Here is a 24,728-nt window from a genome sequence, read left to right as displayed (position 1 = left end):
CACAATTGCTCAACTAGGCTCATAATCTGTTATTAGTATATGTAGGTCAAGAGTTGACATGAGAAAGTGGTCAGGAATCCTGAGCTAAACAATTTTGGGGCAGAAATGAGTTAAATCTGGAAGGTAGCTTCACGCCATGAGGCACTCGATAACATAAATATTGATTATAATTGGCAAGGTATTTTACTGTGTCGGATGGCGCTTCGCTTATCCGACCTACACTGGCTGATGAAGTTATCAAGTCTGAAGAAATATCATGGATTAAACCTGAGCGTTCAAGTTAAAACATATTCAACTAACAGCTAATAGCTAAAAACTAATAGCTAGCTATTCTCAAACCTCGGCACCTTTCGTTTATCGGCTTTGCTCATAGCAAGCTCTTGAATTTCTTCTTGCTTTAGCTCTTTTGGTTTATCTTCTAATGAATGCTGCTTGGCGTTTTCATACACCAGCTCGGTAAGTAGTGCAAAATGATCAGAGCCATATTTAGCAAGGCGCTTAATGCGCTTTACTTTAAACCCTTGGCTGTGAAATAAATGATCGAGCGGCCAGCGCATAAAAAAGTAACTTGCGTGAAAGGTGTTATAAAAACCACGGCCTTTACGTGGGTCTAAAAAACCACTTATTTGCATAAATAAACGGGTGCTGCGCGACCATGCCACATCGTTTAAATCACCGGCGACAATGGTCGGGCGTGTTGGCTTTTTAAGTGCTTTAGCGACCATTATTAGCTCTGAGTCGCGTGGGCGCGATGAGTCTTCTTCAGTGGGGCTTGGTGGCGCGGGGTGTATAAAGTGCCCTTGCATTTCAAGGCCTTCATTGTTTTCGAACAGGATATGAATTGAAGGAATATCATCTTCAATGAGCTCACATATTTGCGCATCAAGAATTTTAAATTTACTGTATAAATGCATGCCGTAGCGGTTGTCTTTAGGGCATTCAATATAATAGGGGTAGTTTTTTTTAAGAACAGCTAATTTATTTTCCCACCAGCTATCGCTTTCAAGGGTAATTAATAAATCGGGCTGGTGTTTATCAACCAGTGAGATTAGTTGCTCACTATTGTGGTTTGACATAAGCACATTAGCCGACATGATTCTTACACTGTGATCTTCGCTCACGGAGGCCGTTTTAACTTCTTTTTTAGCAAGCCAAGTGTATGGAAATATCCACTTACCTTGTAATGCCATGGTTAGTAATGCGGTTAAAGCAGTATACAAATACCCGCTATTGCCGCTTTGCCACAGTAAATAAAACGATATAATTGCAACAGCGCTGGCTATATAAAATACCTGTAGTCGAACAAAGTCGCAGCTGCGCACTAAGTAGTGCTGACTGTACGACATAGGTAATAAGGTCACTAATAAAAAAAAGCCAATGATTATAGCCAGTGCAATGAGCATTTAAATATCCTTATAAATTGTACTTAACGAGTTAAAATTGAAAGTATTTCTCGGGTATCGTGCACCATGTGTATAACTGTACTGTCTATTTTTATACTTACTGTACCATTATCTCTAGAACGTTCAATAACGCGGCCTTGTTTATATACATTGCGGTCTAAGTAATCGCCTCTATGGTAACGCTTACTTAACCCTGGTGGCGTCCACCCAGCACGTACTAACTTTTTTTGCTGCTTTTTAGATAGTTTCTTACTGCTTTTATAGTTGTGCTGCTGATGTTTATGGTGACCATTTTTATGGCCGTGATTGTCTTTGTCGGGCTTTGCCTGCGCATTAACGCTAACCAAGGCACCCGCTAAAAAAACCGTATATAAAAACGCTTTCATAAATAATCTCTAATAATGTTAATAGCTAAAGATTATCAAACACGCCTGAACATCATATGAAACTGCAAGCAGCTATTTATCTCGGCTTGTACTGTGTTTTGCAATGGCTGCGCATTATGGCTGGGTCTCGCAGTTTTAAATGCTTGGTTTTACGCCCTGCGTGGCGTTTGCGCCACACTTTAAAACTCCCCTTTGAAATATGCTCTCGCATAAACAATACCAGCTGTGAATAATTAAGCCCGTATAACTGCTCTATAGCCTCAAAGGGGGTTCTGTCTTCCCACGCCATTTCTATAATTCGCGATTGCTGCTCTGCGTTAAACATGGTTATCTCTTAAAATTTAAACTTATACGAGAAGAAAAAATACATAGATCATCCCCTCAAAACCGAATATCACTGTATAATAAACACACTAACATAAGAAAAAATCGGATTTACATTTATGCGCACATTACTGCTGCTTTTAGCTTTTAGTTTTTCTTCGCTTTTATTAGCAGCGCCTAATAAAACATTGCGCTGTGCAACTACCCATTACCCGCCTTTTACAATTTATGACGATGAAACACATACCTTTACGGGCATAGACATAGACTATTTAGCTTTTATAGAGCGTAATTTAAATTTAAACATTGAGGTGGTGCATTTACCGTGGGCACGCATTAAAAAAGAAATGACGTTAGGTTACTACGATTGTTACTTTGCGTTGGCTAATAATACCGAGCGTGCGCAATATTTAGAATTTACCACTGAGCCGCTACACACCACTCAATTTGGTTTATTTAGCACAGAAAAAGCAAACCTTAATAATGACTTATCAAATTCACGCATTGCTATGCTAAGAGGCGTTAAATTACCCAGTGTACTGGCAAAAGAATATAATATTAAACAAAGCAACTTTATGCATTCACTCTCCACTAAAGCCACGTTTGATTTGCTTAATAAACAGCGTGTTGACTACGCAATAACTAATTATCAAGCCGGTTTATGGTACTCAAAAGGCTATAAAAACATTCATGCTAAGCAGCTTGAAGGCTACGCCCTACCTGTTTATATTGCTTTTAAGCACGGCATGGTCGACACCGCACTCGTTGATGAGCAAATAAAGCGCTATAAAGCACAATTCGGTGTGCATTAATAAGGTAGGCAATGTTAACTAAATTACCAAAATGGGTTGAGTACGGCGCGTTTACACTCGCCTTTATTGCTGGCATTGTTAACGCTATTGGGTTATTAGGGTTTGAGCATCAGGCTATTTCGCACCTTTCGGGCAGTGTAACGCTACTTGGCATTACCTTAATGACTAACGCCTCTAGCGCACTATTGCTATTGGCTGTAGTGCTGAGCTTTATGCTTGGCTCTGCCCTTTCTGGTTTTTTACTTACCGGCGGCTCGTTAAAGCTGGGGCGCCATTACGACACCCTATTATTTATTGAAGGCCTATTGCTGCTTTTAAGCGCCTATTTACTCAGCCGCGCCCATGTTTATGGCATTACGCTTGCCTCTGCTGCCTGTGGTTTACAAAACGCCCTTGCCACTAACTACAGCGGCGCAGTAGTGCGCACCACTCATTTAACCGGTATTTTTACCGACCTAGGTTTAATGATAGGCAAGGCGCTAAAAGGTGAACCCTTTGATACCCGCAAAGGCGTAATATTTATACTTATTATTGCCGGCTTTTTATTAGGTGGAGTGTGCGGGTTTATGCTTTATGAGCACTTAGCCCTACTTGCTTTAACCGTGCCCGCTGGGGCTTGCTTTATATTATCGCTAACTTATCGGGTATATAGAATACGCGCACTTTAACGCAACCGGTTTAAAAACTGTTTAAAACACCTTACCATGGCGTTAATAAAGCGTTACTCACCTTAAAGGAATGTATGAAACCTTATATTTTGCCGCTGTTATTGCCTCTCAGCCACGTTGCACTTGCTGATAATAAAAACGATGATGCAATAGAAACCATAACGACCACCGCATCACGTACAGAAGCACTGGCTACCCCCTATCCACTTACTATTAGCACCTTATCTGAAGCGCAGTTAAATAGCATTGCGCCTACTCATGTTGAAGAGTCGTTACAACGTATTGCAGGTGCTAACGTACAGCGCGGAAATGGGCAAGAATACCTACCGGCACTTCGCTCGCCGGTGCTCTCGGGCGCGGCAGCCTGTGGCGGCATACTAACCCTTGAAGATGGCATTCCACTGCGTGCTGCAGGCTTTTGTAATATTAACGAGCTTTTTGAAGCGCATAGCGAAATGGCGCAGCGTATTGAAGTATTAAAAGGGCCGGGCTCTGCACTGTATGGCTCAAACTCCGTACACGGTGTAATTAACGTAATAACCCCTGATACAACCCAAGGCGGTGGATTAGTCGGGCTTGATTATGGCTCATACGGATATGCCCGTTATAAGCTTCGCGCTGGGCAAGACTACGGCAACAGTGGTATTGGCATAAACGCAAGTGTTACCGACGATACTGGTTACCGTGATGATGAAAGCGTTAAACAGCAAAAAATAAATATTCGTCATCGTTTTGAGCGCTCAAACCTATTGCTTACCTCTGGCCTCACATACACAAATTTAGATCAGCACACTGCGGGCTTTATTACGGGTTTTGAAAGCTATAAAAACGAAGACATAGCACAGCAAAACTTTGACCCCGATGCATTTAGAAAAGCCCGCTCATTTAGAGCGTGGAGCAACGCCCAGTGGCAATTAAAAAACGGCAATGTGCTTTCTATTACGCCTTATGTGCGCGACCAAAGCATGGACTTTTTTAAGCACTTTTTACCTGGCACCCCGCTTGAAACTAACAGTCAAACAGGCATAGGTGTGCAATCGCTTTATCAACATAACTTGCAAAGTAATATAAAAGTAAACCTAGGGCTTGATGGCGAATACACCCGCAGCGACTTTACTCAAAGCCAAAACGAGCCAACTCAAGGCTCTGCATTTTTAGTAGCCACAGTACCGCAAGGCAAACACTACGATTACGATGTAAACGCAACCCTGTATGCGCCGTTTGCATCAGTTGAGTGGCAATTAAATAAATGGTTTATTAGCGCCGGCCTCAGGTATGAGCATATGCAGTACGATTACACTAATAATATGCTCACAGGGCGCACAACAGAAGACGGCACAGAATGTGGTTTTGGCGGTTGCCGTTATAGTCGCCCAGCCAGTGGTAAAAATAGCTTTAGCAATACCTCACCTAAATTTGGCGTGAGCTACAAGGTCAACAAAAACAATACGCTATACGCTAACTTTTCGCGTGGCTACCGAGCGCCGCAAGCGGCAGAGCTTTACCAATTACAACGCGAGCAAACCACCGCCGATTTAACCCCCGAAATAGCCAATAATGCCGAGCTTGGCTTAAAAGGATATTACAGCAATGTAAGTTACGCATTGGCTGTGTATGCTATGAGCAAACACAATACTATTTATCGCGATAGCGACTTCTTTAACGTTAATGATGGCAGTTCACGTCACAGAGGTATTGAGCTTGAAGTAGATTATGCATTAAGCAAAACGCTTAACTTACAATTTGCAGGTACGCATGCAAAGCACACGTATACCAATAATCAGTTAATTAATGGGCTAAATATAAACGGTAACAACGTAGACACCGCGCCTCGCAATGTGGCTAACCTTGATTTAACTTGGCAAGCCTTTAATAACCTAGCGCTTGCACTGCAATGGCATAGCGTAAGTAGTTACTATACCGACCCAGAAAACCTACATAGCTACGAGGGGCATGATATTTTAAGCTTGCGTGCAAAGTGGCAAGTTACCAATAATTTAGAAGTGCTTGCACGTATAATTAACCTTACCGACGAAGCTTACGCAGAGCGTGCAGATTACACCAGCTTTACTAGCGATAGGTACTTCCCTGGTAAACCGCGTAACGCCATGCTTTCGGCTACGTACACGTGGTAAAACCATGTATAAAGATTAATTTAAATCGCCCATATATTTAGTGGGCGATTTTCCCATTACCTTTTTAAACATAGTTATAAACGCACTCACCGATTCGTACCCCAATAATGCCGACACTTGCTGTACACTTTGTCCATCTGATAGTGCCTGCAGCGCTGTAATTATATGTAATTGCATTCGCCACTTACCAAAGGTCATACCGGTTTGCTTTTTTATAAGCCGTGCCAACGTACGTTCGGTTAAAGCAAAATCGTGTGCCCATTGCGCAAGGGTTTTACGATTATTTGGCTGTGCGAGTAACTGCTGCCCCATTGCTTGAATAACCGTATGCTTAGATAACACAAAGTCAAGCGGCTGGGCGGGCATTTCAATTAATAAATCAAACAGTACCTGAGCTAAACGTGCTGTTTTAGTGTCTTCATTATAGGCTTGGTGTTCGCTTGCTAGTTTTAGCATTAAACTTTTTACCAGCCCCGTTATTGCTAATGTACAGGTATGCTGTGGCATGCCGTGCTTATTAGCATCAATAAATACAAAACATAATTTGGCGTTATCAGATGCGCGATTGCTGTGTAAGGTGTTTGCAGGTACCCAAATAGCACTGTGCGTTGGCACCATCCACATTTTGTTAGCCGCTTCGCAGGTAACATAACCATCAAGCGCTAAAATTAGCTGCCCCTTAGGGTGAGTGTGTAACGGGTATTCTTTACTGCCTTGCGCGGTATCTACTTTGGCAATTATAGGTTGTACCATGTGCTCGTAGTTTTGTAGGTATCCCCACCCTTTAGGCTCAAACATATTTTGTCAGTTTTTAGTTATTTAATGTCAGTATAGCTAAATTATAATACTGCTGATTTGTTTATACTAGCGCCAATAATTAGCTAACTTATTTTGTAATAATGACTCACACACCTCACAGCAATGCTGGTATGTCGCGCTTTTCAAGCGTATTGCTTGTAATAGGTATTTTACTTATTGCTGCCAATTTACGTGCGCCTTTTACAGGGGTTGCCCCTGTGCTTGAACAAATAATTGCGCATTTTAATTTAACCGCTTCGCAAGCAGGCTTTATTACCACGTTACCGCTAATTGCCTTTGCCGTTATATCGCCTATGGCTGCAAGCCTGGCTAAACGCCAAGGGCTTGAGCGCACATTGTTTTTTGCTGTATTTTTAATATTACTGGGTATTGCCGCACGGGTGGTTAATTCATCCATTATGCTCTTTGTAGGCACAGCCATAATAGGTGCAGGTATTGCCATAGCTAACGTATTGCTACCAAGTATAATAAAACGCGACTTTGCGGCAAAAGTAGCGGTAATGACCTCTGCTTATGTACTCACTATGGGCATTGCCTCGGGTGGCTTTTCAGCATTAGTTTATCCGCTTAGCCAATATGAAGGGTTAGGTTGGCAGTTTGCATTAGGGGCAAGTGCACTCATTACAATTACCACTTTAATTGTGTGGATGGCGCAATTAAATAAACACACAAAACCGGCACAAACAGCACAGGCCTCAACACTTAATAAAAGCGTATGGCGCTACCTACTTGCTTGGCAAATTACCTTGTTACTGGGGCTAAATTCATTTTTAAATTACATCATTATTACTTGGCTGCCTAGCATACTCACCGAAGCGGGCCAAAGCGCAACGCAAGCAGGCGCGTATCATGGTGCTTTTCAAATTGCGACCGCCATACCTGGGCTTGTGCTTATACCTTTGCTAGGAAAATTAAAAGATCAAAGTGCGCTTAGCTTTATACTTGCATCACTGAGTGCGTGCTGTGCGCTAGGGCTACTTTATATGCCAAGCTTTGCATTAGTGTGGACGCTACTACTTGGCTTTAGCTCGGGGGCGTGTTTTATTTTAGGGCTGTCGTTTATTAGCCTACGTACTGATAACTCCACGCAAGCGGCTTCGCTTTCGGGTATGTCACAAAGTATTGGCTATTTGTTGGCGGCTATTGGCCCTATGGTAGCTGGGGCGCTACATACAAGTACCGGCAGCTGGAGTGCGCCGCTTTGGTTATGTGCAGGTGCAGGTGTGTTATGTGCTACATGTGGATGGTTTAGCGGCAAAAACACCACGCTTAATAATAGTTAACTTACTAGCTGCTGTAACCATGAAAACAAGCCCGTTGCTGGCTTTTTTGCGGGGCGATGCTTTTGCTCAAAGCGCTTATTAGCGGCTTGACGTTGCTCGCGGCGCAGCTGTGCTAAATTAGCTTTTGCAGCAAAACGCAAACGCTGCTCTTGGGTTAGTTCGTCATTAAAGTTAATGGCTGACTTTTTAACTGCTCGGCTACTTTTCGGTGAACTACACATAATTTTCTCCAAATGACTGTCTTATAAATAGACAGTCATTTGGTTAAAAAAATTTCACACAAATTTAAAATGCAACGTTATCTTTATAAAATTACGCAACCTAAAATTACTTACACCAATCGTGTTAAGTTATTAGGCATTTATAGCGACAGATAAATAGCGTGATAACAAAGCATGAATATCGACATGCAGTTGTTCTACATAAGAAATTTACAACGCTGTTAGCGCTCTATTTAGCACGTTAGAATGATTAAATATTTAAGTCGATTGGTGTTATACAGCACCAATACACTCTACTTCTACTAACGAATCAAGGGCTAACGCGTTTACTGCAAATGCACTACGTGCAGGATACGGCGCACTAAAGTATTGCGTATAAATAGCGTTAAACGCTTTAAAATCGCTAATATTGGTAAGCATAACAGTGCACTTTACAATATTGCTCATGCTGTAGTTATGCTGCTCTAAAGTGCGCTTAATGTTTTCAAGGGTTTGCTTAGCTTCACCTTCAAAACCACCCGCTGCTAACTTACCGGTTGCAGGGTTAATCCCTATTTGCCCCGACATATAAAGCGTATTACCGGCTTTTACTATTTGCGAAAATGGTAAGTTAGGATTAGCTTTGCCTGTATTTAAAAAGTCGACATTACTGGGTTTTGCCTGCGCAAAACTCGTCAGTAGTACACTTGCTAATAAGGCTGTTTTTGTCAGTGTTTTCATTAATAGCCTACCTGTTTATTTAGGTGTAGTTTCAAAAGCCGGCACTTGGTGTAAATCGTTTAGCCATGTAAGCGTTGACTGCGACCAAATTTGCGCAGCTGGGGTAAATTCATCGCGCTGATCAACGGCCCCTATGCGCAGGCCGTACACTCTATCGGCTTTTGCTTCGTTGGTTGCGTAAAGTGTAGTGCCGCACGTACCACAAAAACCTTGTGCGCGTTTATTACCGCTTTGTGCTGTTTTAACATACTCTTTTGGCTCGCCTTTAGTAAATACCACCGAGTTTGGCTCAGCCATAATTACCGCTCTAAATGGCCCACTCGACATGCGTTGGCAATCGCTACAATGACATACAAGTACGTTATTATTTTGCGACTGAGCTTGGTATTTAATTTCACCACAATAGCAGCTTCCAGTAATTTTCATTTTACTCTCCTTGAGCATGTTTAAAGGTGTTTAACCTAAATAAGCTAAAATAATTTTAGGTAGTTCTTGCGCGTATTGCTGCGCCGATAAATCACAGGCTATCGCAGGGGTTAAATCGTGATACAGCACTTTATCAAGCAATGAGCTGACAATTAAAAATACTGCCGTACCTGCCGCCGCCTCGCTCACTTTGGTATCTGTTTGGCTAATTAATTGCGCTAAACGCTGATAAATTACTCGCCTGTTTATGTGTTTATCACTGCCTAATAACTCGCTGTGCAAACGCGAATTTAAATGTAGCGTTCTAAATACCCCCTGCTGTGATGATAAAAACACATAGGTTTTATGGCATAAAGTGTTAACTACATCGTCTAAGTTTTTATAGTGCTGCGCCTCAAGCTCTGTTACCCAGTTATCTAATGCAATACCAAAGTCTTGATACAACATGGGCAGCAGCGACTCTTTATTTTTAAAGCGACGGTAAAACGTACCTACCGACACCTCGGCGTAATCGGCCAGCTCTTTTATACTTATGTGCTCAAAAAACTTACTTTTTAAACTGTGATGCAGCGCTTTTAATAGTTTTTCTTGGGTTTGTTGACTGCGTTGTTGCTTAGGTGCCAAAAAGGGTTGATCAGACATAAATTTAATCGTGTTAGGTTAAAGTGCACACATAGTGCAGCTTGTTAATATAAACAACAATACCCAGCCAGCAATTACATTACTCGCTGGGTAGTTATGTCGTTATTTTTGGCTATTTAAATAATCTACCGCTAATTGGCTAAGCGCTTTGGTACCCACTTTAAACGATGACTCATCGGCATAAAAATAAGGTGAGTGGTTACTTGCTACCGTTTTCAAGTCTTGTTCTGCAGGCGTTCCACCTAAAAATACAAATACACTGGGTATTTCTAGGGCATAAAACGAAAAGTCTTCTGCGCCGGTTATTTTACCCATTTCTTGCACGTTTTGTTTACCGGCTGCTTTTTCAAGGCTAGGTAACATTTGCGCAGTAAGTTCAGGGTTATTAACCGTTACTGGGTAACCTTCGTGAATATGCACATCGGCCGTTGCCCCCGATGATTTAGCAATATGTGTAGCGGTTGTTTTAATATTTTCAAAGATTTGCGCGCGATTATCCATATCAAAATTACGAATAGTGCCAACCATTTCAACTTCTTCAGGAATAATATTATTACGCACACCACCGGCAATTTTACCAAACGACACAATAGCAGGCTCTTTGGTTATATTTACTTGGCGGCTAACAATATGGTTAACGCCCGTTACAATTTGCGCAGCGGCAGCAATAGGGTCAACGCCTGTCCACGGTGCTGAGCCATGCGCTTGGCGACCATGTACAGTTATTTCAAAGCGATCGGCACTGGCCATAAACGGCCCACTTCGATAGCCAATTTTCCCCGTATGTAGGCTCGATGTAATATGCAGGCCAAATGCTACGTCAGGTTTATATTTTTTAAATATACCTTCTTTAAGCATTAGCTCTGCACCGCCCTCTTCGCCTAAAGGTGCGCCCTCTTCAGCAGGCTGAAACACAAACATGATGTTGCCATGCAATTCATCTTTCATATTTGCTAATACTTCGGCTGCGCCCATTAGCATAGCTACGTGCGTGTCGTGGCCACAAGCGTGCATTATGCCTACATCAACGCCACGGAAATTTGTGGTTTTGGTTGATTTAAATGGCACATCTGTTTTTTCTGTTACCGGTAGCGCATCCATATCGGCGCGTAGCATTACTGTAGGGCCAGGCTTTGCGCCTTTTAAAATACCAACAACACCGGTGTAAGCAATATCGGTTTGTACTTGCATACCTAACGACTTTAAATGTTTAGCCACAATGCCTGCGGTACGCGTTTCGCGATTACCAAGCTCAGGGTTTTGGTGAAAGTCGCGTCGCCATTCAATTACCTGCTGCTCTACATTTTTAACGTGTTGATCAAGGTTTGCCTGCGCGTTAAACGCACCAAGTGCAGCAAAACCTAATGCCACCGAAAGTAGTGATTTTTTCATCCTGATTTCCTTTATTATTTTAATGAAGCCCAACAACCGATTTAGTGTTATCGAAAAGTGCTGTTGAGTTATAGCCTACACCATTTTTAAATACAGTTTCCATATTACGAATCGCCGACGCATCTTTAGCAAAGTCGCCATTAACAATAACCAAGTTGGCATGTTTACCTACTTCAATACTACCTATTGTATTTTGCTTATTTAAATACTGCGCTGCATTTAACGTAGCTATTTTTATTGCTTGTGGCTGCATAAACCCAGCCTCTACGAGTAATTCAATTGCACGCTGGTTGGAAAAGCCAGCAATAACGCCGCCATAACCTGTTGGGTCGGTGCCCACCATTAATTTACCACCAGCGGCTACAAACATTTTTTCTAGCTGCATCATTTTTTTAAATACTAAAGGCCAACTAGATTCGCTCTGCTTTGCTATTTTTTCAAAGCGCGACTCGTACTGATCACGTACTTGCGGTATTAATGCATCAAGTGCTTTTGGGTAGGCTTTAGGGCGACCTTTAGTAAAGGTTTCAAATACAGTAAGTGTAGAGGTAAGTACTACATTTTTAGCCACTAAGTAATTTATTAGACTCGTTACTTCTGGCGAGTTTATATCTAACTCAACAAACGATTGCTGTACCTCTTTATTACTTGGGCATACATCTTTTTGTTTGTTTTTAACAAAGTCGGTGGCGGCAAAAAAGCCATGTTCTAGGTTATCAATACCTAAAGCGGCTGCTTCACGGTATGTAACTGAACATAAATGAGCCGTTACTTTGTTATTTTGCTCGTGCGCTTTTTTAATAACAACATCAAGCTCATTTTGATTAATATGCATATACGCTTTATATGAGGTAACCCCCTCTAAGCCCCAGTAGTCCATCATTTTTTTAGCATCGTCTGCATCGCGTAGCGACTTTATTTTTAAAATAGGTAAACCGGGGCCATTTAAATACGGCGCCGTTACATCTATATCTGGGCCTAAACTTTTACCTGCGTTTATATCATCTCTTAATTTTAAATCAGCATATGGTGCAGTGGTGCCAGCAGTACGAATTGTGGTTGCACCGCCTGCTAAATATAGGCGAGGAAAGCTGTAAAGCATTTCGGTGTAATGAGCCTTGCCAGTTGGATAAAACATGTGCTCATGCATCATCACCAATCCCGGAATTAATGTTTTTCCACTACCGTCAATAATATTCACACCTTTAGCGACGCCTACTTCTGCTGTGGCGCCTATATTCACAATTTTATTTTTATTTATTACAACCGTTTGATTAGTTTGTGCCGGTTTGCCGGTGCCATCGATTAACGTGATATTTTTAATTGCATAACGCCCCGCTTGATAACGTACAAATTGCTCATCAACTGCATAACTTGTAAAGCTAGTTAAAGCGCAAGCAATTAATAATAAAGATTTTTTAATTTTTTTAAATGCGTACATAGATATACTCATAGTGTGTGCTCATCTTGGTAGAAGACATTACTATAAATGCACCACCCAAAAATGTAAATCTGGATTCACATTTTAATTCATCATACTTTAATAAATCTTTTTTACTGTACTCTTTTTAAATTACACGGAATGACTATGAAAAATCGAATCGCTAAAAAGCACGTTTTAAAATCAACATTGGCACTGACTATTGCACTCGCATTGAGTGGCTGCGACATTGATGATGACGATAATAACGACCCTGTCGTTGTGGAAACACCAGAACCTGCACCGGTTACTTTGCGCGTGATGGAAACAACCGACATACACATGTATTTATCTAACTACGATTACTTTGCACAAGCCCCATCAGAAACCTTAGGGTTTGTTAATACCGCTACCCTTATAAAAGAAGCCCGCAATGAAGTGCAAAACAGTGTACTTGTTGATAATGGTGATTTAATTCAAAACAGCCCGCTTGGCGATTACGAAGCGATTGTACGTAAAGACGATATTTTAAATGGCGCAACCCATGTGGCCTTTAAAGCAATGAACTTGCTTGATTACGATGTTGCTAACTTAGGAAACCATGAATTTAATTTTGGCTTAGAGTTTTTAGATGCCACATTAAGTGGTGCCGACTTCCCGTATATTAATGCCAATGTATACGTTGATGATGGTGATGATGACGACAGCAACGATGAAAACCGTTACACACCGTACTACCTTCAAGATAAAACCGTATTTGATATAAACGGCAACGAACAAACAATTAAAATTGGTTACTTAGGCCTTACCCCACCGCAAATTATGCAATGGGATAGCGCTCACTTACAAGGTAAGGTCATTGCAAAAGATATTGTTGCTACTGCTGAAAAGTTCATTCCACAAATGAAAGCACAAGGTGCCGATATTATTATTGCCATTCCGCACTCTGGGTTAACAGCCAGCGCCCAAGAAGACCTCGCTGAAAATACGGCCCTTTACCTGTCTAAAGTAGATGACGTAGACGCCATATTGTTTGGTCATAACCACCGTTTGTTTCCGGGTGATTCGTCGTACGATGGCTATGAATCGGCGGGGATTGATAACGTAAACGGTAAACTTAATGGCGTACCGGCTGTTATGCCTGGCTTTTTTGGCAATAACTTAGGGGTTATTGATTTAATTGTTGAGCCAAACGATGAAGGCGGCTGGGAAGTAACCAGCTCAAAAGTAGAAACCCGCGCCATTAGTGGTACAGATGAAAACGGCGACTTTATTGATTTAGCTGCTGTAGATACCGATGTAGCCGCAGCAATTGAGCTTGAACACCAAGCAACGATTGATTGGGTGAGCGAACCATTTGCTGAAATTTCAAACCCAATTTATAGCTTTTTTGCTTTGGTGCAAGACGACCCGTCAATTCAAATAGTATCAGATGCACAAATAGCGTGGGGTAAAGCGTTTATTCAAGGCACTGAGCTTGATGGCTTACCCGTGCTTTCGGCAGCAGCCCCTTTTAGAGCTGGCCGCAATGGTATTGAAGATTATACCAATGTAAAAGCAGGCGATATTACCTTACTAGATACCGTTAGTTTGTATGTGTTTCCAAACACTATTCGTATGGTAAAAGTAACAGGTAGCGATGTTAAAGAGTGGCTTGAACGCTCTGCAGGTCAGTTTAATCAGATTGATATAAACAGCAGCGCTGAGCAAAACCTACTCGATACCACTTTTCCTACTTTTAACTTTGACATTATTGACGGCGTTACCTTTGAAATTGACGTCACTCAGCCAAAACGATACGACAACGATGGGGTATTAATAAGTGAAAACAATTCGCGCATTACTAACTTGCAATACCAAGGTGAAGCGATAGATTTAGAGGCAGAGTTTTTAATTGTAACTAATAACTATCGTGCATCGGGTGGCGGTAACTTCCCGGCGATTGACGGTACTAGCCGTGAAACATTTGAAGGCCCAGATGAAAACCGCGGTGTGCTGCGTAGTTATATTATTAGCGAAGCCGCTAAAAGTAGCACAGGCAGTATTGACCCTTCGGCCGATAATAACTGGCGCTTTAGCACCGTGACCACCAGCACAGAGCTAAACGTTGTGTTTAGAACATCACCGCTTGATGAGGTAGCTACTATTGCACAAACACTCCCTGCTGTTGCGCCTACCTCACCACTTAAAACAGACGAAAATGGTTTTGCACTATACACCATAGATTTAAAGCAATAACCTTTAAGGCATAAAAAAGCCAGCTTAGCAGCTGGCTTTTACTTAACCTAAACCCTTAATTATTTAGCAATATACACACTATAGCTTAGCCCTTTTAAAGTGACCGTTAACTTGCCATTTTGTTGCTCAAGTTGCTCAGCAGCTACAAGAGGCGAAAAGTGTTTATACGGGCTATTAAACTCTATTGTTTGTGGCGTTTTTTCGCTATTAAACACAATAATATACGCCTGCTCTGCACCTTTTACTGTGCGTGAAAACGCAAACATGCCAGTGTTTTTAGCAAAAAATAAGTCGTTGTATTCACCGCGGCGAAGCCCTTCGTGATTTTTTCGTAACTTACTTAATTGCGCAATAGTTTTAAATAATGGGTGCTGCTGGTTAAAGTTATTATCGGCCGTTGTTTGCGTGGTGCCTATAAGGTTATTGTCGTTATAGCTTGCAACATTTGATGCAAACATATCTTCGCGTGCATCAATATCGTGGCCATCGCCTGTAAAACCTTGTTCATCGCCATAATAAATAACCGGTATACCGCGAGATAAAAACATAAATGCATGCGCTAATTGGCTGCGCTTTAATTTAAGCTCATCACTTTCGTGATCAAATGTTTGGTTTATAAATAAGCCAGGTCTGCCCATGTCGTGGTTCCCTAAAAAGGTCATAAGTAAATCGGCTTGGCTGTCTTCATCTTGGTATAGTGAGTCTTGTGCAAATAGCTCGCTAATGGCGCTTGGGTTCTGTCCTTTAAAAAACACATCGGCCGCTATTTTTTGAAATGCAAAATCAAGCACCGATGGAATTTTACCTTCTGTAGTAAATACACTTAGGTTTTTAGGATTAGGGTCGTACACCTCACCAAACACATGAAAATTTGGAATCCCTTGCGCTTTAGCGTAATCAATAATAGCAGGTGTAAATGTTTGCCAAAACTCGAGATTTACATGGCGTACGGTATCGATTCTGAAGCCGTCGGGCTTAAACTCTTTTATTAAATTTTGATAAATATCGACCATGCCGCTCACCACCTGCGGATGCTCTGTTTTTAAATCGTCTAGGCCGTTAAAATCACCATTAAGTGAGCTTTCACCACTAAAGGTGCTGTCGCCTTGGTTGTGATAATAATCGACATTGTTTAGCCACTGTGGGTACTTAACATTTTTTAAGTGCTCAGGAATAAATGGGCTATACGGCTTAGGGTTATTTAGCGCTTTATACTCACAATGCGTTAAACCTGCTTTAAATTGACCGTTTGGCATGTGGCATTCGTCGTAACGAATAATATCGGCTGTGTGGTTAGTAATAATGTCAAAAAATACTTTAATGCCTTTTTTATGAGCTGCATCAATTAGCTTTTTTAAAGAAGCATTCCCACCAAAGTGCGGGTCTATTTCGCTAAAATCGACAATCCAATAACCATGGTGCGCAACACCGTCTGATTGAATCGCTTGGTTGCGTAATAAAGGCGTCATCCAAATTGCTGTAACCCCTAGCGCTTCTAAGTAGTCGAGCTTTTGTTCAATGCCTGTTATATCTCCACCATGAAAACCACTGGTGGTTGTTAAATTTAACCCACCAGCCGAAATAGCATGCTCATTGCTGCCATTATCATTTTGCGGATCGCCATTATTAAAACGATCAGGTAATACAAAATAAAATATATCGTCGCGTACATCGCGCTGTAAATAATTATCAGTGCTTGCAGTGTTTGCGTTATCGGCCGCTGGTGGCTGATTACTTTTACAGGCCGTTAATGCCACTACAGTGCTTAGTAAAAATGTTGTTAGTGTGTTTTTTATCATTTTAGTGCTCCTTTACTAAACTATGGCAGCTCGCAACCTTTTACACTTTCGTAAAGTGCATACCAATGAGCGGCCGTTAATTGTATTTTGTTTACTTGTGCACACGCTTTAATACGCGCAGTGTTAGTAGTCCCTATAACAGATTGAATGTCTGCAGGGTGCCTGTTTAACCATGCCAGTACAATGGCTTCTGCACTTGTTTCGTACTGCGCAGCTAAGCTTTGTACTAATTGGTACGTGTTTTTAATACGGGTTTCAGCGCCGGTTATATCAGCACCCGAAAACAACCCTTGGCATAAACTTCCCCACGCCTGCAGCTGTATATTCTCGTGCTGGCAAAACTCGATTAAGCCCGGCGTAAAGTTAATATTTGCGCCTTGCGCGTTACCAGCATATATGCCCTCTTCAACCCAGTCATTTTTTAATAAGCTCATTTCTACTTGATTCAAAATAAGTGGCTCTGACAGGGCTTGTTGAATGGCTTTTATTTGATGTTGCTGCATATTAGACACCCCTAAAAAACGTACCTTGCCTTGGCTTTTTAGTTTTTTATAAGTGCTAGCAATTTCCTGAGGGCACATGAGTGGGTCGGGTCTGTGCAGAATAAGTACATCTAAGTAGTCTGTTTTTAGCTGCGCTAAACTTTTATTTACACTTTGCTCTATCCACTGTCCTGAAAGGTCATAACGCTTTGGGCCATGCTCATCTTCAAAGCGAATACCGCATTTAGATTGAATAATTAACTTATCACGGTCGGTGCGCGTTTTTAAAACTTCACCAAATACCTGCTCTGCTTTACCAAAAGTATAAATATCAGCATGGTCAAAGTAATTAATGTTATTTTCAAGCGCTGCCTCTACTACTGTATGTGCTTGGTTTATATCGGCTTTGGTTATTGGGTTGTTATTCCAGCCACCACCCAAGCCCATACAGCCATAAATAAGTTCGCTAGCATTGGGTATAAATTGAGAAATAGTTTTATTGGTCATGAGTTATCGGTATTAAAAAAGAGTGACTTGTAGTTTACCGATTAAATTATTCAACTAAATACTAAAAATAAAACTCATTATTTGCTATAACAAACAATAAAAACACAGTGCTCATTTATATGCTGAGAGAACATAAAAAATTTGAACGGTTATTTTTGTTTAACGAAGTAGCCAAACACTTAAGCTTTTCAAAGGCAGCTTTAGCGCTTGGGATCTCCCGAGGGTATTTGTCTGAGCAAATAAAAGCGCTCGAAAAAGAATACCAAAGAGCCCTACTTATTCGCACAACCCGCAGTGTAAAGCTCACCCCGCAGGGAAAGCATGTGCTTAGTTGTATGGGAAATATTAAAAGCACATTATTAGAGCTTGAACGAACCTTAGCCCATGAACACGAGGCTATTGCCGGCAACATTAGAATTACCGCGCCGAGCCAATTTACCAATAGATACCTGCTAACTATTTGCGAGCAATTTAACCAAGAGTACCCTGATGTTAAATTTAATATAGACTGCAGCTACACCCCTCACAATTTGATTCAAAGCAATTACGATATTGCATTTAGATCAACCCTTAATCCGCCCCAAAACATGATTGCCAAAAAGCTATTTAGTTATAAACAGGTGTGCTGTGCCTCGCCTAGTTATATTGCTAAAAATGGTGAGCCAAGCGACGTTGAAGATTTATTAAAGCATAGCTGTTTAACCAGCACGCAATTTAGCCTGTGGCATTTTTCCGATAGGGCCATTGAGCTTGAAGGAAAACTAAGCATTAACGATAACCACATGCTTAAAAACCTTGCACTGCAAGGTCTAGGAATTATATACACCCCGGAGTATTTAGTAGATTTAGAAATTAACGCGCACACTTTGAAGCCGCTATTAACGCAGTTACAGTATCCGCAATCTGATGTGTATTTAATTCACCCTCAGCTAATTAACGAATCAGCACGTATTAGCCATTTTATTAAATTTACCACCAACTGGTTTAGAAACTAGCTTACCAATTACTTTTATATTGTGATAAGTGGTTTACTAAATAATCTACTAAAGCTTTAACAGTTGGGCTTAACAAACGTTGAGACGGATAAAGTAAATTAATAGGCAGTGGGCTTGGCGCGTATTCACTTAGCACCTCTACCAGCTCACCGCTTTTAAGTGCTTGGTTAACGTAAAAATTAGGTAGTTGCGCTATACCTTGGCTTGCTAAAGCAAACGCTTTTAAACTTTGTGAGTCGTTAACCTCTAAACTACCTGAGACTTTTACAATGGTATTCTTACCATCAAGCCTATAACTCCAACGCTTTGCGTTAGCGACAACCATGTTTATAAGGCAATTAAAATTTTTTAGATCATATTAAAACAATTAAGCCTATTTCAGCACCTGAAAAATAAACATCTTTACCTACCTAACTAATTAAGTGCTAGGATAATGGCTTGAAATACTGATAACTTGCAAACCTAACTATGAATTTAAATCAGCTCGATCTAAACCTTCTTATTATTTTAAAGCAGCTTTTAAACGAAAAACATATTAGCAATACCGCCTTAACTTTAGGCATGAGCCAACCTTCTATAAGCCGCTCGTTAAGTAAATTGCGCTCCTTGTTTGACGATCAATTATTAATAAGAATGGCTGGAGGGTATGAGCTAACACCAAAAGCGCAATCAATTCAGCAAGACCTAAATTCTATTTTAAATATGGTAGAAACACTGGTTAATAAGCAAACCTTCGACCCTAAAACCAGCACAGCCACCATTAAACTGTTTGGCCTACCGCCGCAAATGCATTTATTTATAAAAACAATAATTAAAGATGTTCGCGAGCAAGCGCCTAATATCACCCTTGAAATAGACACCCTGCCTAAGCCGCAGTTTTCTGATTTGCTTAAAGGCGATACGCACTTTGTGATTACTGGCCACAAGCCCGCTAATTCAGAGGGTAAGTTATATCAACAACCGTTGTTTGAGCGCGAGTTTAAATTAGTAATGGCTCGCTCCCACAGGCTGGCTAAACAAGAATTAAGCGTTGATTTATTGCGTGATTGTAATTTTGGGCAAATATCAATTCAGGGTGAAAAAGCATTAACTATTGCACAAAACTTTGCCGCGCTAGGCATTGATAATATAGCGACGCCAATACGCTTAAAAAACTTTTACAGTATTGGCAGCATTGCTGAAAACACTGATTTAATATTTTATGTGCCCAATCATTTTGTTGCAGATGTGTGCCAACAGCATGACGTAGTTGCCAGAACCCCGCCCCAAGAGCTTAGCTCAGAGTATGCACAAGTTGCTTTATACTGGCATCAACGCCACCATAATGACCCTGTATGTCAATGGTTTAGAGAGCTTGTAAAAAATAAAGTATTTGAAGTTTAAATAACTGTTATTCATGTAGGGTATGTATTTTAAATTGCCATTTAAGGCAGTGAACGTTTTAATACGAATCATTCTTAATAATATTAAAATTAGATAAACATACTCACCATGAAAAACACGCTCCCATTTAATAAGCACGCGCTTAACGTTGTTATTGGTACTTTGTGTACTGGTATGTCATTCATAAGCTTAGCAGATCAAGCTCCCGATACCTCAGAAACCATTGAAGTATGGGGCACAACAATTACTAATGACTCGCTATTACAAGACGATATTGAAAGAAAACAAGCCAACCATTTAAGTGATTTACTCCGTGACCAAGCTGGTATTGACGTAGGTGGCTCGCACTCTATTGTACAAGGTATTAATATTCGTGGTGTTGACGATTTAGACCTTAACATTACTGTTGATGGTATTAGCCAAAACAATAATATGTTCCACCACTCAGGAAACTTACTTATTAATGCTGATATTTTAAAAGCAGTAGATATAAAAGTAGGGACTAACTCGGTGCTAACTGGCGGCCTTTCTGGTGGTGTAGCCTTTGAAACCAAAGACGCTAAAGACTTACTAGAGCCAGGTGAAGATTTTGGCGCACGCTTATACACAAACTTAGGTACCAATGATTACGCAGGTGGCTCTGCAGCGGTATATGGTCAGCTAACCGACAACATAGACGCCCTTGCCTACTACACCTACACCGACAGAAATAACTTTGAAAACGGCAATGGTAAAGAAGTTACAGGTAACGAAGGCCGCACGGTAGATGGCATATTCAAGCTCGGCTGGGATGTAAACGAGAGTAACCGTTTAGTGTTCTCATACGACAGATATAACGATGAAGGCGATTACTACGTAAAAACCAACTTTGGTGCAGGCTTTGCTGAAGATTCAGACGCGCAAACAGAAGATATTGACTACACACGTACCAGCACTTCACTTGCCTACGAGCTAGATAAAGGCGATGCCATTACCCTACGCGCTAGCGTTTATCGCAACGAACTAAGCTATATTGCACTAGGAACTGAGGGTAACTCTGAGCATACGGGCTACACTGCCCTTGCAACATCTAAAATTGCACTTGCTGGGTTTAACCATACATTACGCTACGGCGGCGAAGGGTATGAGCAAGTATCAAAACGTATCGAAAACCACGTACAAACCAATAAAGACACTGCCGACTCTCACGCTATTTATATTGAAGACGAAATCGCTGTAACCGATCAGTTATTTGTAACCCCTGGCGTGCGTTACAACTACTTTAAAGTAGACATGTACTCAGCCGGTACTAACGATTCGTTAGATAAATCGTGGAACGAGTTAACGTTTGGTTTAGCGGCTAAATACCTAATTAACGATAACTGGAGTGTTAACGCAAGCTCTACAGAGCTGTTTCAAGGTCCTGGCTTGCGCGAAAGCTATGTTGATTACAGCACTAACTTTGATAAAGACCTAAAAGCAGAAACCGGTGTAAATAACGCCATTGGTTTTGCCTTTAAAGATCAAAACATTATGGGCTTAGACTCATTTGGTTTTTCATTAAACCTGTTTAAAACCCGTATTGAAGATTACATAGACAACTGGGCAATTGGTAAAGGTCGCCCAATTGGTACCTATGAAAACTCGGGTGATTACGATATAGATGGTTTTGAATCAACGCTTTCACTGCGTAAAGCGCTATTTAGTGCGCGTTTAAGTTACTCTAAGTCAGACTCTGAACAACTAGAGACAGGCGAGCAACTGCGTTATGAAGTAGGTGATAGCATTTCACTAAACCTTGGCTACGAAGTACCAAAATACGACTTGAAATTTAACTGGACCAGCCTAGTTAACAGAACTGATGACTCAGTATCAAGCGGTGCTGATATTCATAAAGTGGGTTATCAGGTTCATAACATCAGCATGCAGTGGCTACCAAGCCAGCTTGAAGCACTAAGCATGACCTTAGGTGTTGAGAATATTTTTGATAAAACGTATTACTCTCACGCTTCATACTCAAGCGACACAGTGCAAGATTACGAAGCGGGTCGTAATGTTAAATTAAGCGCGTCTTACGTTTTTTAATTTAATAATTTGCGCATGATTTAAGGCTCAATATTTTATTGAGCCTTTTGCTGTTTAAGGGGGGCGTACCTTAAATAGCGTCAATCATACCAATCCGCAATAATACTTAATCATTTTTAGGGGCTAAACGTGTTGCTATCTGCGTTAAAAAACTCTCATTTACGACTGCATGGATGCAGAAGATAGAGCAATGCAGGAGCAATTGCCGAGAACAACTAAATAGCGAATTTTTTGCCTTGCTTTCAACACGTTTTTCCATCCTCAAAATAGTTCACTTAATTATGCGGATTGGTATTATAAATAAATTATTTCAGGGTCAATAATGTCTGATTGGAAACAAAACTTACAAAAGTTCCGTTATGTAATGGACACCTTACTGCTTATTAGCTTTATGCTAGTAAGTGCACCTCAAGCCACTGGCATCCCTTTACACGAATGGTTTAGCCTATTTTTTATTATCCCTTTTGTTATTCACTTACTACTGCACTGGGATTGGGTAACACGCAGTTTTGGCCGTTTATTTGCGAATATAACAGCACGTGAGCGCTTTAATATAGTGTGGGATTACCTACTTTATTTAATGATGTTATTAGTATTTGTAAGCGGCTTTTTAGTGTCGGTGGCTCTACTACCCGCACTTAATATTAGTTTAAACATTCAAGACTTTTGGTCGAAAATACATCACGATTCAGCCACCTTTATTATGCCCATGCTAGGTGTGCATTTAGCGCTTAATTTTTCTTGGATAGTAAAACTGACTAAACGCATGTTTGCCAAGGAGGCTAAATAATGAAGCACCTAAAACAACAGTGGAAAACCCGCACCAGCATTGTGTTAGTTGTATCTGTTTTAGTGAGCCTTTTACTGGTTAGTTTAGAGCTTACCGATTGGGCCGCACAAATAAATCAGCAGGGATACTCCCACGGTGCAGCTGAGGGTGAAAAGCCGAAATTAGCCCCTATTTTGATGTACATTTTACCCTTTGTAAAAGAGCTTATTTTAATAGGCGTACCTATGTTACTTGCTTTAGGGATTGCTAAACTATTAGGCTTAATAAAAAGGGTGGTTAAAAACTAAGTCTGAATACGAATGCAACACGTATCAAAAACCGGCGTTTATAGATACATTGCTAAGTTAGTATGTCTATAAGCGAAGGTTTTTATGAGTTATAAACCAAGTAATTACACACTCCAACACATCACTTTTCTACTTGGCACATTAATTATAGGTGCTGTATTAATAAGCTTTAAAGCTAATGCCGAAAAGGCAATTCCTTTTCAATCGCAATGGCTAAAAAACCACTATGCTGAGCGTATAGCCCATTTTAAGCTACAACCTTTACGTAAAGGCGATATTGTATTTATTGGCGATAGCATTACAGAGCAAGGGCTAAATTGGAGCATACGGTTTAACGACCTACGCGTAAGAAACCGCGGTATTAGTGGCGATATGACCTACGGTGTTTTAGCGCGTTTAAACGAATTAAAAGCAGCCCCGCCTAAAGCTATATTTTTAAAAATTGGTGTAAACGATATTTTTAATTACCATTATATAAAGCAAGTTAAAGACTTAGCGTCGGTGAGTGAAAATATCGAAAAAATAGTGACTCAGCTCAATAAATCACTCCCAAACACACAAATTTATGTACAAAGTATTTTGCCCGATCATCGCGATTTTATAACGCAAATGGCGCAAACGGTTAACCAACAAATTAAAGCAATTGAGCACGCAAATTTTACCTATATAGACTTGCATCCCGCATTTTTAGGCCCTCAAGGCATGCTTAATGAAACGCTCACTACCGATGGCACCCATTTAAACAAGGCAGGCTATGATCTTTGGGCTAAACAGCTTGCACCAATAATGAAAACCTTAAAATGAAGAGTTTATTAATTGCTATATTAATGGCGGCAAGCTTTACGTGTGAAGCCAGTAAAGCACCTTTAAAAAGCTACCCTACCGGCGCGACTAAAGCTGTTATTTTTAGCTACGACGATGGCGTTATACAAGACAGAAAGCTTGTGGAACTATTTAATAAGTACCAGGTTGTTGGTACGTTTAACTTAAACTCAGGTTTATTTGCTAAAAAGCTACCGTGGATGAAAGCCTTTACCGGTAAAGAAGGCGAATATATAAAGCAAAGTGAAGTAAAAACACTTTATAAAGGCCATGAAATAGCAAGCCACAGTTACTCACATCCGGGCTTTGCGGGCTTAGATACAGCAGAATTAAAATTACAATTAGCCCGCGATAAGCACATTTTATCGCCCTTAAAAGGCAGCTCCTTACACTCTTTTGCATACCCTTTAGGGTCTTACGATAAAACCGCTATGAAATTAGTAAAGCAAGCGGGCTTTACTAATGCCCGAACAGTAAACGACGCCCTTAATTTTGAGCTCCCTACCAACTACATGGCATGGAACCCAACCGTTCACCACTCAAAAGCAATGCCATTAATAGAGCAATATATTGCGCTTAAAAGCAATAAGCTCACTGTAATGATGATTTGGGGTCATTCGTGGGAATATGACAAAAACACTAAAAATAATAACTGGGATTACGCCGAAAAGCTCGTTCAAACAATCTCAAATAAAGATGATATTTAGTAT

25 protein-coding genes are annotated in these 24,728 nt (G+C 40.8%); 12 read left to right on the top strand and 13 right to left on the bottom strand.

The features are described 5' to 3' along the window. Positions 1 to 323: 323 nt before the first annotated feature. From PSH54_RS05100 to PSH54_RS05090, 3 genes are all read right to left on the bottom strand, one after another. A complete protein-coding gene (locus PSH54_RS05100; RefSeq protein WP_273605623.1) occupies positions 324 to 1,403 on the bottom strand; it encodes an endonuclease/exonuclease/phosphatase family protein in 1,080 nt (359 codons plus the stop codon). 23 nt (positions 1,404 to 1,426) lie between these two features. Continuing rightward, positions 1,427 to 1,789 carry a hypothetical protein gene (locus PSH54_RS05095; protein WP_024031662.1) on the bottom strand — a complete coding sequence of 121 codons (363 nt, stop codon included), beginning with the start codon at positions 1,787 to 1,789 and terminating at the stop codon, positions 1,427 to 1,429. Between the two features lie 76 nt (positions 1,790 to 1,865). Continuing rightward, the gene (locus tag PSH54_RS05090) at positions 1,866 to 2,114 is read right to left on the bottom strand and encodes a TIGR03643 family protein (protein WP_004588496.1); all 249 of its coding nucleotides are present in this window, start codon (positions 2,112 to 2,114) and stop codon (positions 1,866 to 1,868) included. A gap of 118 nt (positions 2,115 to 2,232) precedes the next feature. Between PSH54_RS05090 and PSH54_RS05085 the strand changes: the two genes are divergently transcribed. The 3 genes from PSH54_RS05085 (at position 2,233) to PSH54_RS05075 (ending at position 5,728) form a co-directional block, all read left to right on the top strand. Next, positions 2,233 to 2,925, top strand: coding sequence for a substrate-binding periplasmic protein (locus tag PSH54_RS05085; protein ID WP_273605622.1), 693 nt, complete (start codon positions 2,233 to 2,235; stop codon positions 2,923 to 2,925). 11 nt (positions 2,926 to 2,936) lie between these two features. Then, positions 2,937 to 3,593, top strand: a complete 657-nt coding sequence (locus tag PSH54_RS05080) for a YoaK family protein (protein WP_064386357.1) — start codon at positions 2,937 to 2,939, stop codon at positions 3,591 to 3,593. Positions 3,594 to 3,667: 74 nt separating this feature from the next. After that, positions 3,668 to 5,728 carry a TonB-dependent receptor gene (locus PSH54_RS05075; RefSeq protein WP_273605621.1) on the top strand — a complete coding sequence of 687 codons (2,061 nt, stop codon included), beginning with the start codon at positions 3,668 to 3,670 and terminating at the stop codon, positions 5,726 to 5,728. Positions 5,729 to 5,743: 15 nt separating this feature from the next. Here the strand turns inward: PSH54_RS05075 and PSH54_RS05070 are convergent, their stop codons facing one another. Further along, positions 5,744 to 6,526, bottom strand: a complete 783-nt coding sequence (locus tag PSH54_RS05070) for an AraC family transcriptional regulator (protein ID WP_273605620.1) — start codon at positions 6,524 to 6,526, stop codon at positions 5,744 to 5,746. A 101-nt stretch (positions 6,527 to 6,627) separates the two neighbouring features. Between PSH54_RS05070 and PSH54_RS05065 the strand changes: the two genes are divergently transcribed. Continuing rightward, the gene (locus PSH54_RS05065) at positions 6,628 to 7,830 is read left to right on the top strand and encodes an MFS transporter (RefSeq protein ID WP_273605619.1); all 1,203 of its coding nucleotides are present in this window, start codon (positions 6,628 to 6,630) and stop codon (positions 7,828 to 7,830) included. Here PSH54_RS05065 and PSH54_RS05060 read toward each other — a convergent pair. From PSH54_RS05060 to PSH54_RS05035, 6 genes are all read right to left on the bottom strand, one after another. Beyond that, positions 7,827 to 8,051, bottom strand: coding sequence for a hypothetical protein (locus PSH54_RS05060; RefSeq protein ID WP_004588490.1), 225 nt, complete (start codon positions 8,049 to 8,051; stop codon positions 7,827 to 7,829). The genes PSH54_RS05065 and PSH54_RS05060 overlap by 4 nt on opposite strands. Positions 8,052 to 8,324: 273 nt before the next feature. Then, complete coding sequence (locus tag PSH54_RS05055) at positions 8,325 to 8,771, bottom strand: RidA family protein (RefSeq protein WP_029771736.1); 447 nt, start codon at positions 8,769 to 8,771, stop codon at positions 8,325 to 8,327. Between the two features lie 15 nt (positions 8,772 to 8,786). After that, positions 8,787 to 9,197 carry a GFA family protein gene (locus PSH54_RS05050; RefSeq protein ID WP_029771733.1) on the bottom strand — a complete coding sequence of 137 codons (411 nt, stop codon included), beginning with the start codon at positions 9,195 to 9,197 and terminating at the stop codon, positions 8,787 to 8,789. A 30-nt stretch (positions 9,198 to 9,227) separates the two neighbouring features. Beyond that, positions 9,228 to 9,839 (bottom strand): TetR/AcrR family transcriptional regulator, encoded by a 612-nt coding sequence (locus PSH54_RS05045; protein ID WP_029771731.1) that lies wholly within the window; start codon positions 9,837 to 9,839, stop codon positions 9,228 to 9,230. Positions 9,840 to 9,941: 102 nt separating this feature from the next. After that, positions 9,942 to 11,231, bottom strand: a complete 1,290-nt coding sequence (locus PSH54_RS05040; RefSeq protein WP_273605618.1) for a M20 family metallopeptidase — start codon at positions 11,229 to 11,231, stop codon at positions 9,942 to 9,944. 19 nt (positions 11,232 to 11,250) lie between these two features. Then, a complete protein-coding gene (locus PSH54_RS05035) occupies positions 11,251 to 12,684 on the bottom strand; it encodes an amidohydrolase family protein (RefSeq protein ID WP_273605617.1) in 1,434 nt (477 codons plus the stop codon). 135 nt (positions 12,685 to 12,819) lie between these two features. Between PSH54_RS05035 and PSH54_RS05030 the strand changes: the two genes are divergently transcribed. Then, a complete protein-coding gene (locus PSH54_RS05030) occupies positions 12,820 to 14,889 on the top strand; it encodes a bifunctional 2',3'-cyclic-nucleotide 2'-phosphodiesterase/3'-nucleotidase (protein WP_273605616.1) in 2,070 nt (689 codons plus the stop codon). Positions 14,890 to 14,948: 59 nt separating this feature from the next. Here PSH54_RS05030 and PSH54_RS05025 read toward each other — a convergent pair whose 3' ends face one another. Beyond that, complete coding sequence (locus PSH54_RS05025) at positions 14,949 to 16,688, bottom strand: alpha-amylase family glycosyl hydrolase (protein ID WP_096740078.1); 1,740 nt, start codon at positions 16,686 to 16,688, stop codon at positions 14,949 to 14,951. 20 nt (positions 16,689 to 16,708) lie between these two features. Continuing rightward, the gene (locus PSH54_RS05020; protein WP_248533094.1) at positions 16,709 to 17,677 is read right to left on the bottom strand and encodes an aldo/keto reductase; all 969 of its coding nucleotides are present in this window, start codon (positions 17,675 to 17,677) and stop codon (positions 16,709 to 16,711) included. 155 nt (positions 17,678 to 17,832) lie between these two features. Here PSH54_RS05020 and PSH54_RS05015 point away from each other — a divergent pair, with 155 nt between their 5' ends. After that, positions 17,833 to 18,672, top strand: coding sequence for a LysR family transcriptional regulator (locus PSH54_RS05015; RefSeq protein ID WP_308200735.1), 840 nt, complete (start codon positions 17,833 to 17,835; stop codon positions 18,670 to 18,672). A 1-nt stretch (position 18,673) separates the two neighbouring features. On the opposite strand, the gene PSH54_RS05010 is transcribed toward PSH54_RS05015, so the two are convergent. Beyond that, a complete protein-coding gene (locus PSH54_RS05010; RefSeq protein ID WP_273605615.1) occupies positions 18,674 to 18,997 on the bottom strand; it encodes a LysR substrate-binding domain-containing protein in 324 nt (107 codons plus the stop codon). Positions 18,998 to 19,140: 143 nt separating this feature from the next. On the opposite strand from PSH54_RS05010, the gene PSH54_RS05005 reads away from it, so the two are divergent. The 6 genes from PSH54_RS05005 to PSH54_RS04980 all read left to right on the top strand — a co-directional run bounded on the left by PSH54_RS05005 (position 19,141) and on the right by PSH54_RS04980 (position 24,725). Beyond that, positions 19,141 to 20,055, top strand: a complete 915-nt coding sequence (locus PSH54_RS05005) for a LysR family transcriptional regulator (protein WP_273605614.1) — start codon at positions 19,141 to 19,143, stop codon at positions 20,053 to 20,055. A 108-nt stretch (positions 20,056 to 20,163) separates the two neighbouring features. Next, on the top strand, positions 20,164 to 22,119 hold the full coding sequence (locus PSH54_RS05000; RefSeq protein WP_273605613.1) for a TonB-dependent receptor domain-containing protein: 1,956 nt from the start codon (positions 20,164 to 20,166) through the stop codon (positions 22,117 to 22,119). 322 nt (positions 22,120 to 22,441) lie between these two features. Then, positions 22,442 to 22,909, top strand: coding sequence for a DUF4405 domain-containing protein (locus PSH54_RS04995; RefSeq protein ID WP_126006063.1), 468 nt, complete (start codon positions 22,442 to 22,444; stop codon positions 22,907 to 22,909). Further along, positions 22,909 to 23,196, top strand: coding sequence for a hypothetical protein (locus PSH54_RS04990; protein WP_273605612.1), 288 nt, complete (start codon positions 22,909 to 22,911; stop codon positions 23,194 to 23,196). The genes PSH54_RS04995 and PSH54_RS04990 overlap by 1 nt, the downstream gene beginning before the upstream one ends. Positions 23,197 to 23,280: 84 nt before the next feature. Beyond that, entirely contained in the window at positions 23,281 to 24,000 is a 720-nt protein-coding gene (locus PSH54_RS04985; RefSeq protein ID WP_273605611.1) for a GDSL-type esterase/lipase family protein, read from the top strand. Further along, positions 23,997 to 24,725 carry a polysaccharide deacetylase family protein gene (locus PSH54_RS04980; RefSeq protein ID WP_273605610.1) on the top strand — a complete coding sequence of 243 codons (729 nt, stop codon included), beginning with the start codon at positions 23,997 to 23,999 and terminating at the stop codon, positions 24,723 to 24,725. Before PSH54_RS04985 ends, PSH54_RS04980 begins: the two co-directional genes overlap by 4 nt. Positions 24,726 to 24,728: the final 3 nt, after the last annotated feature.

Source organism: Pseudoalteromonas sp. Angola-30, assembly GCF_028599215.1.
Taxonomy (GTDB): domain Bacteria; phylum Pseudomonadota; class Gammaproteobacteria; order Enterobacterales; family Alteromonadaceae; genus Pseudoalteromonas; species Pseudoalteromonas atlantica.
This window is presented reverse-complemented; position numbering and strand designations above follow the sequence as displayed.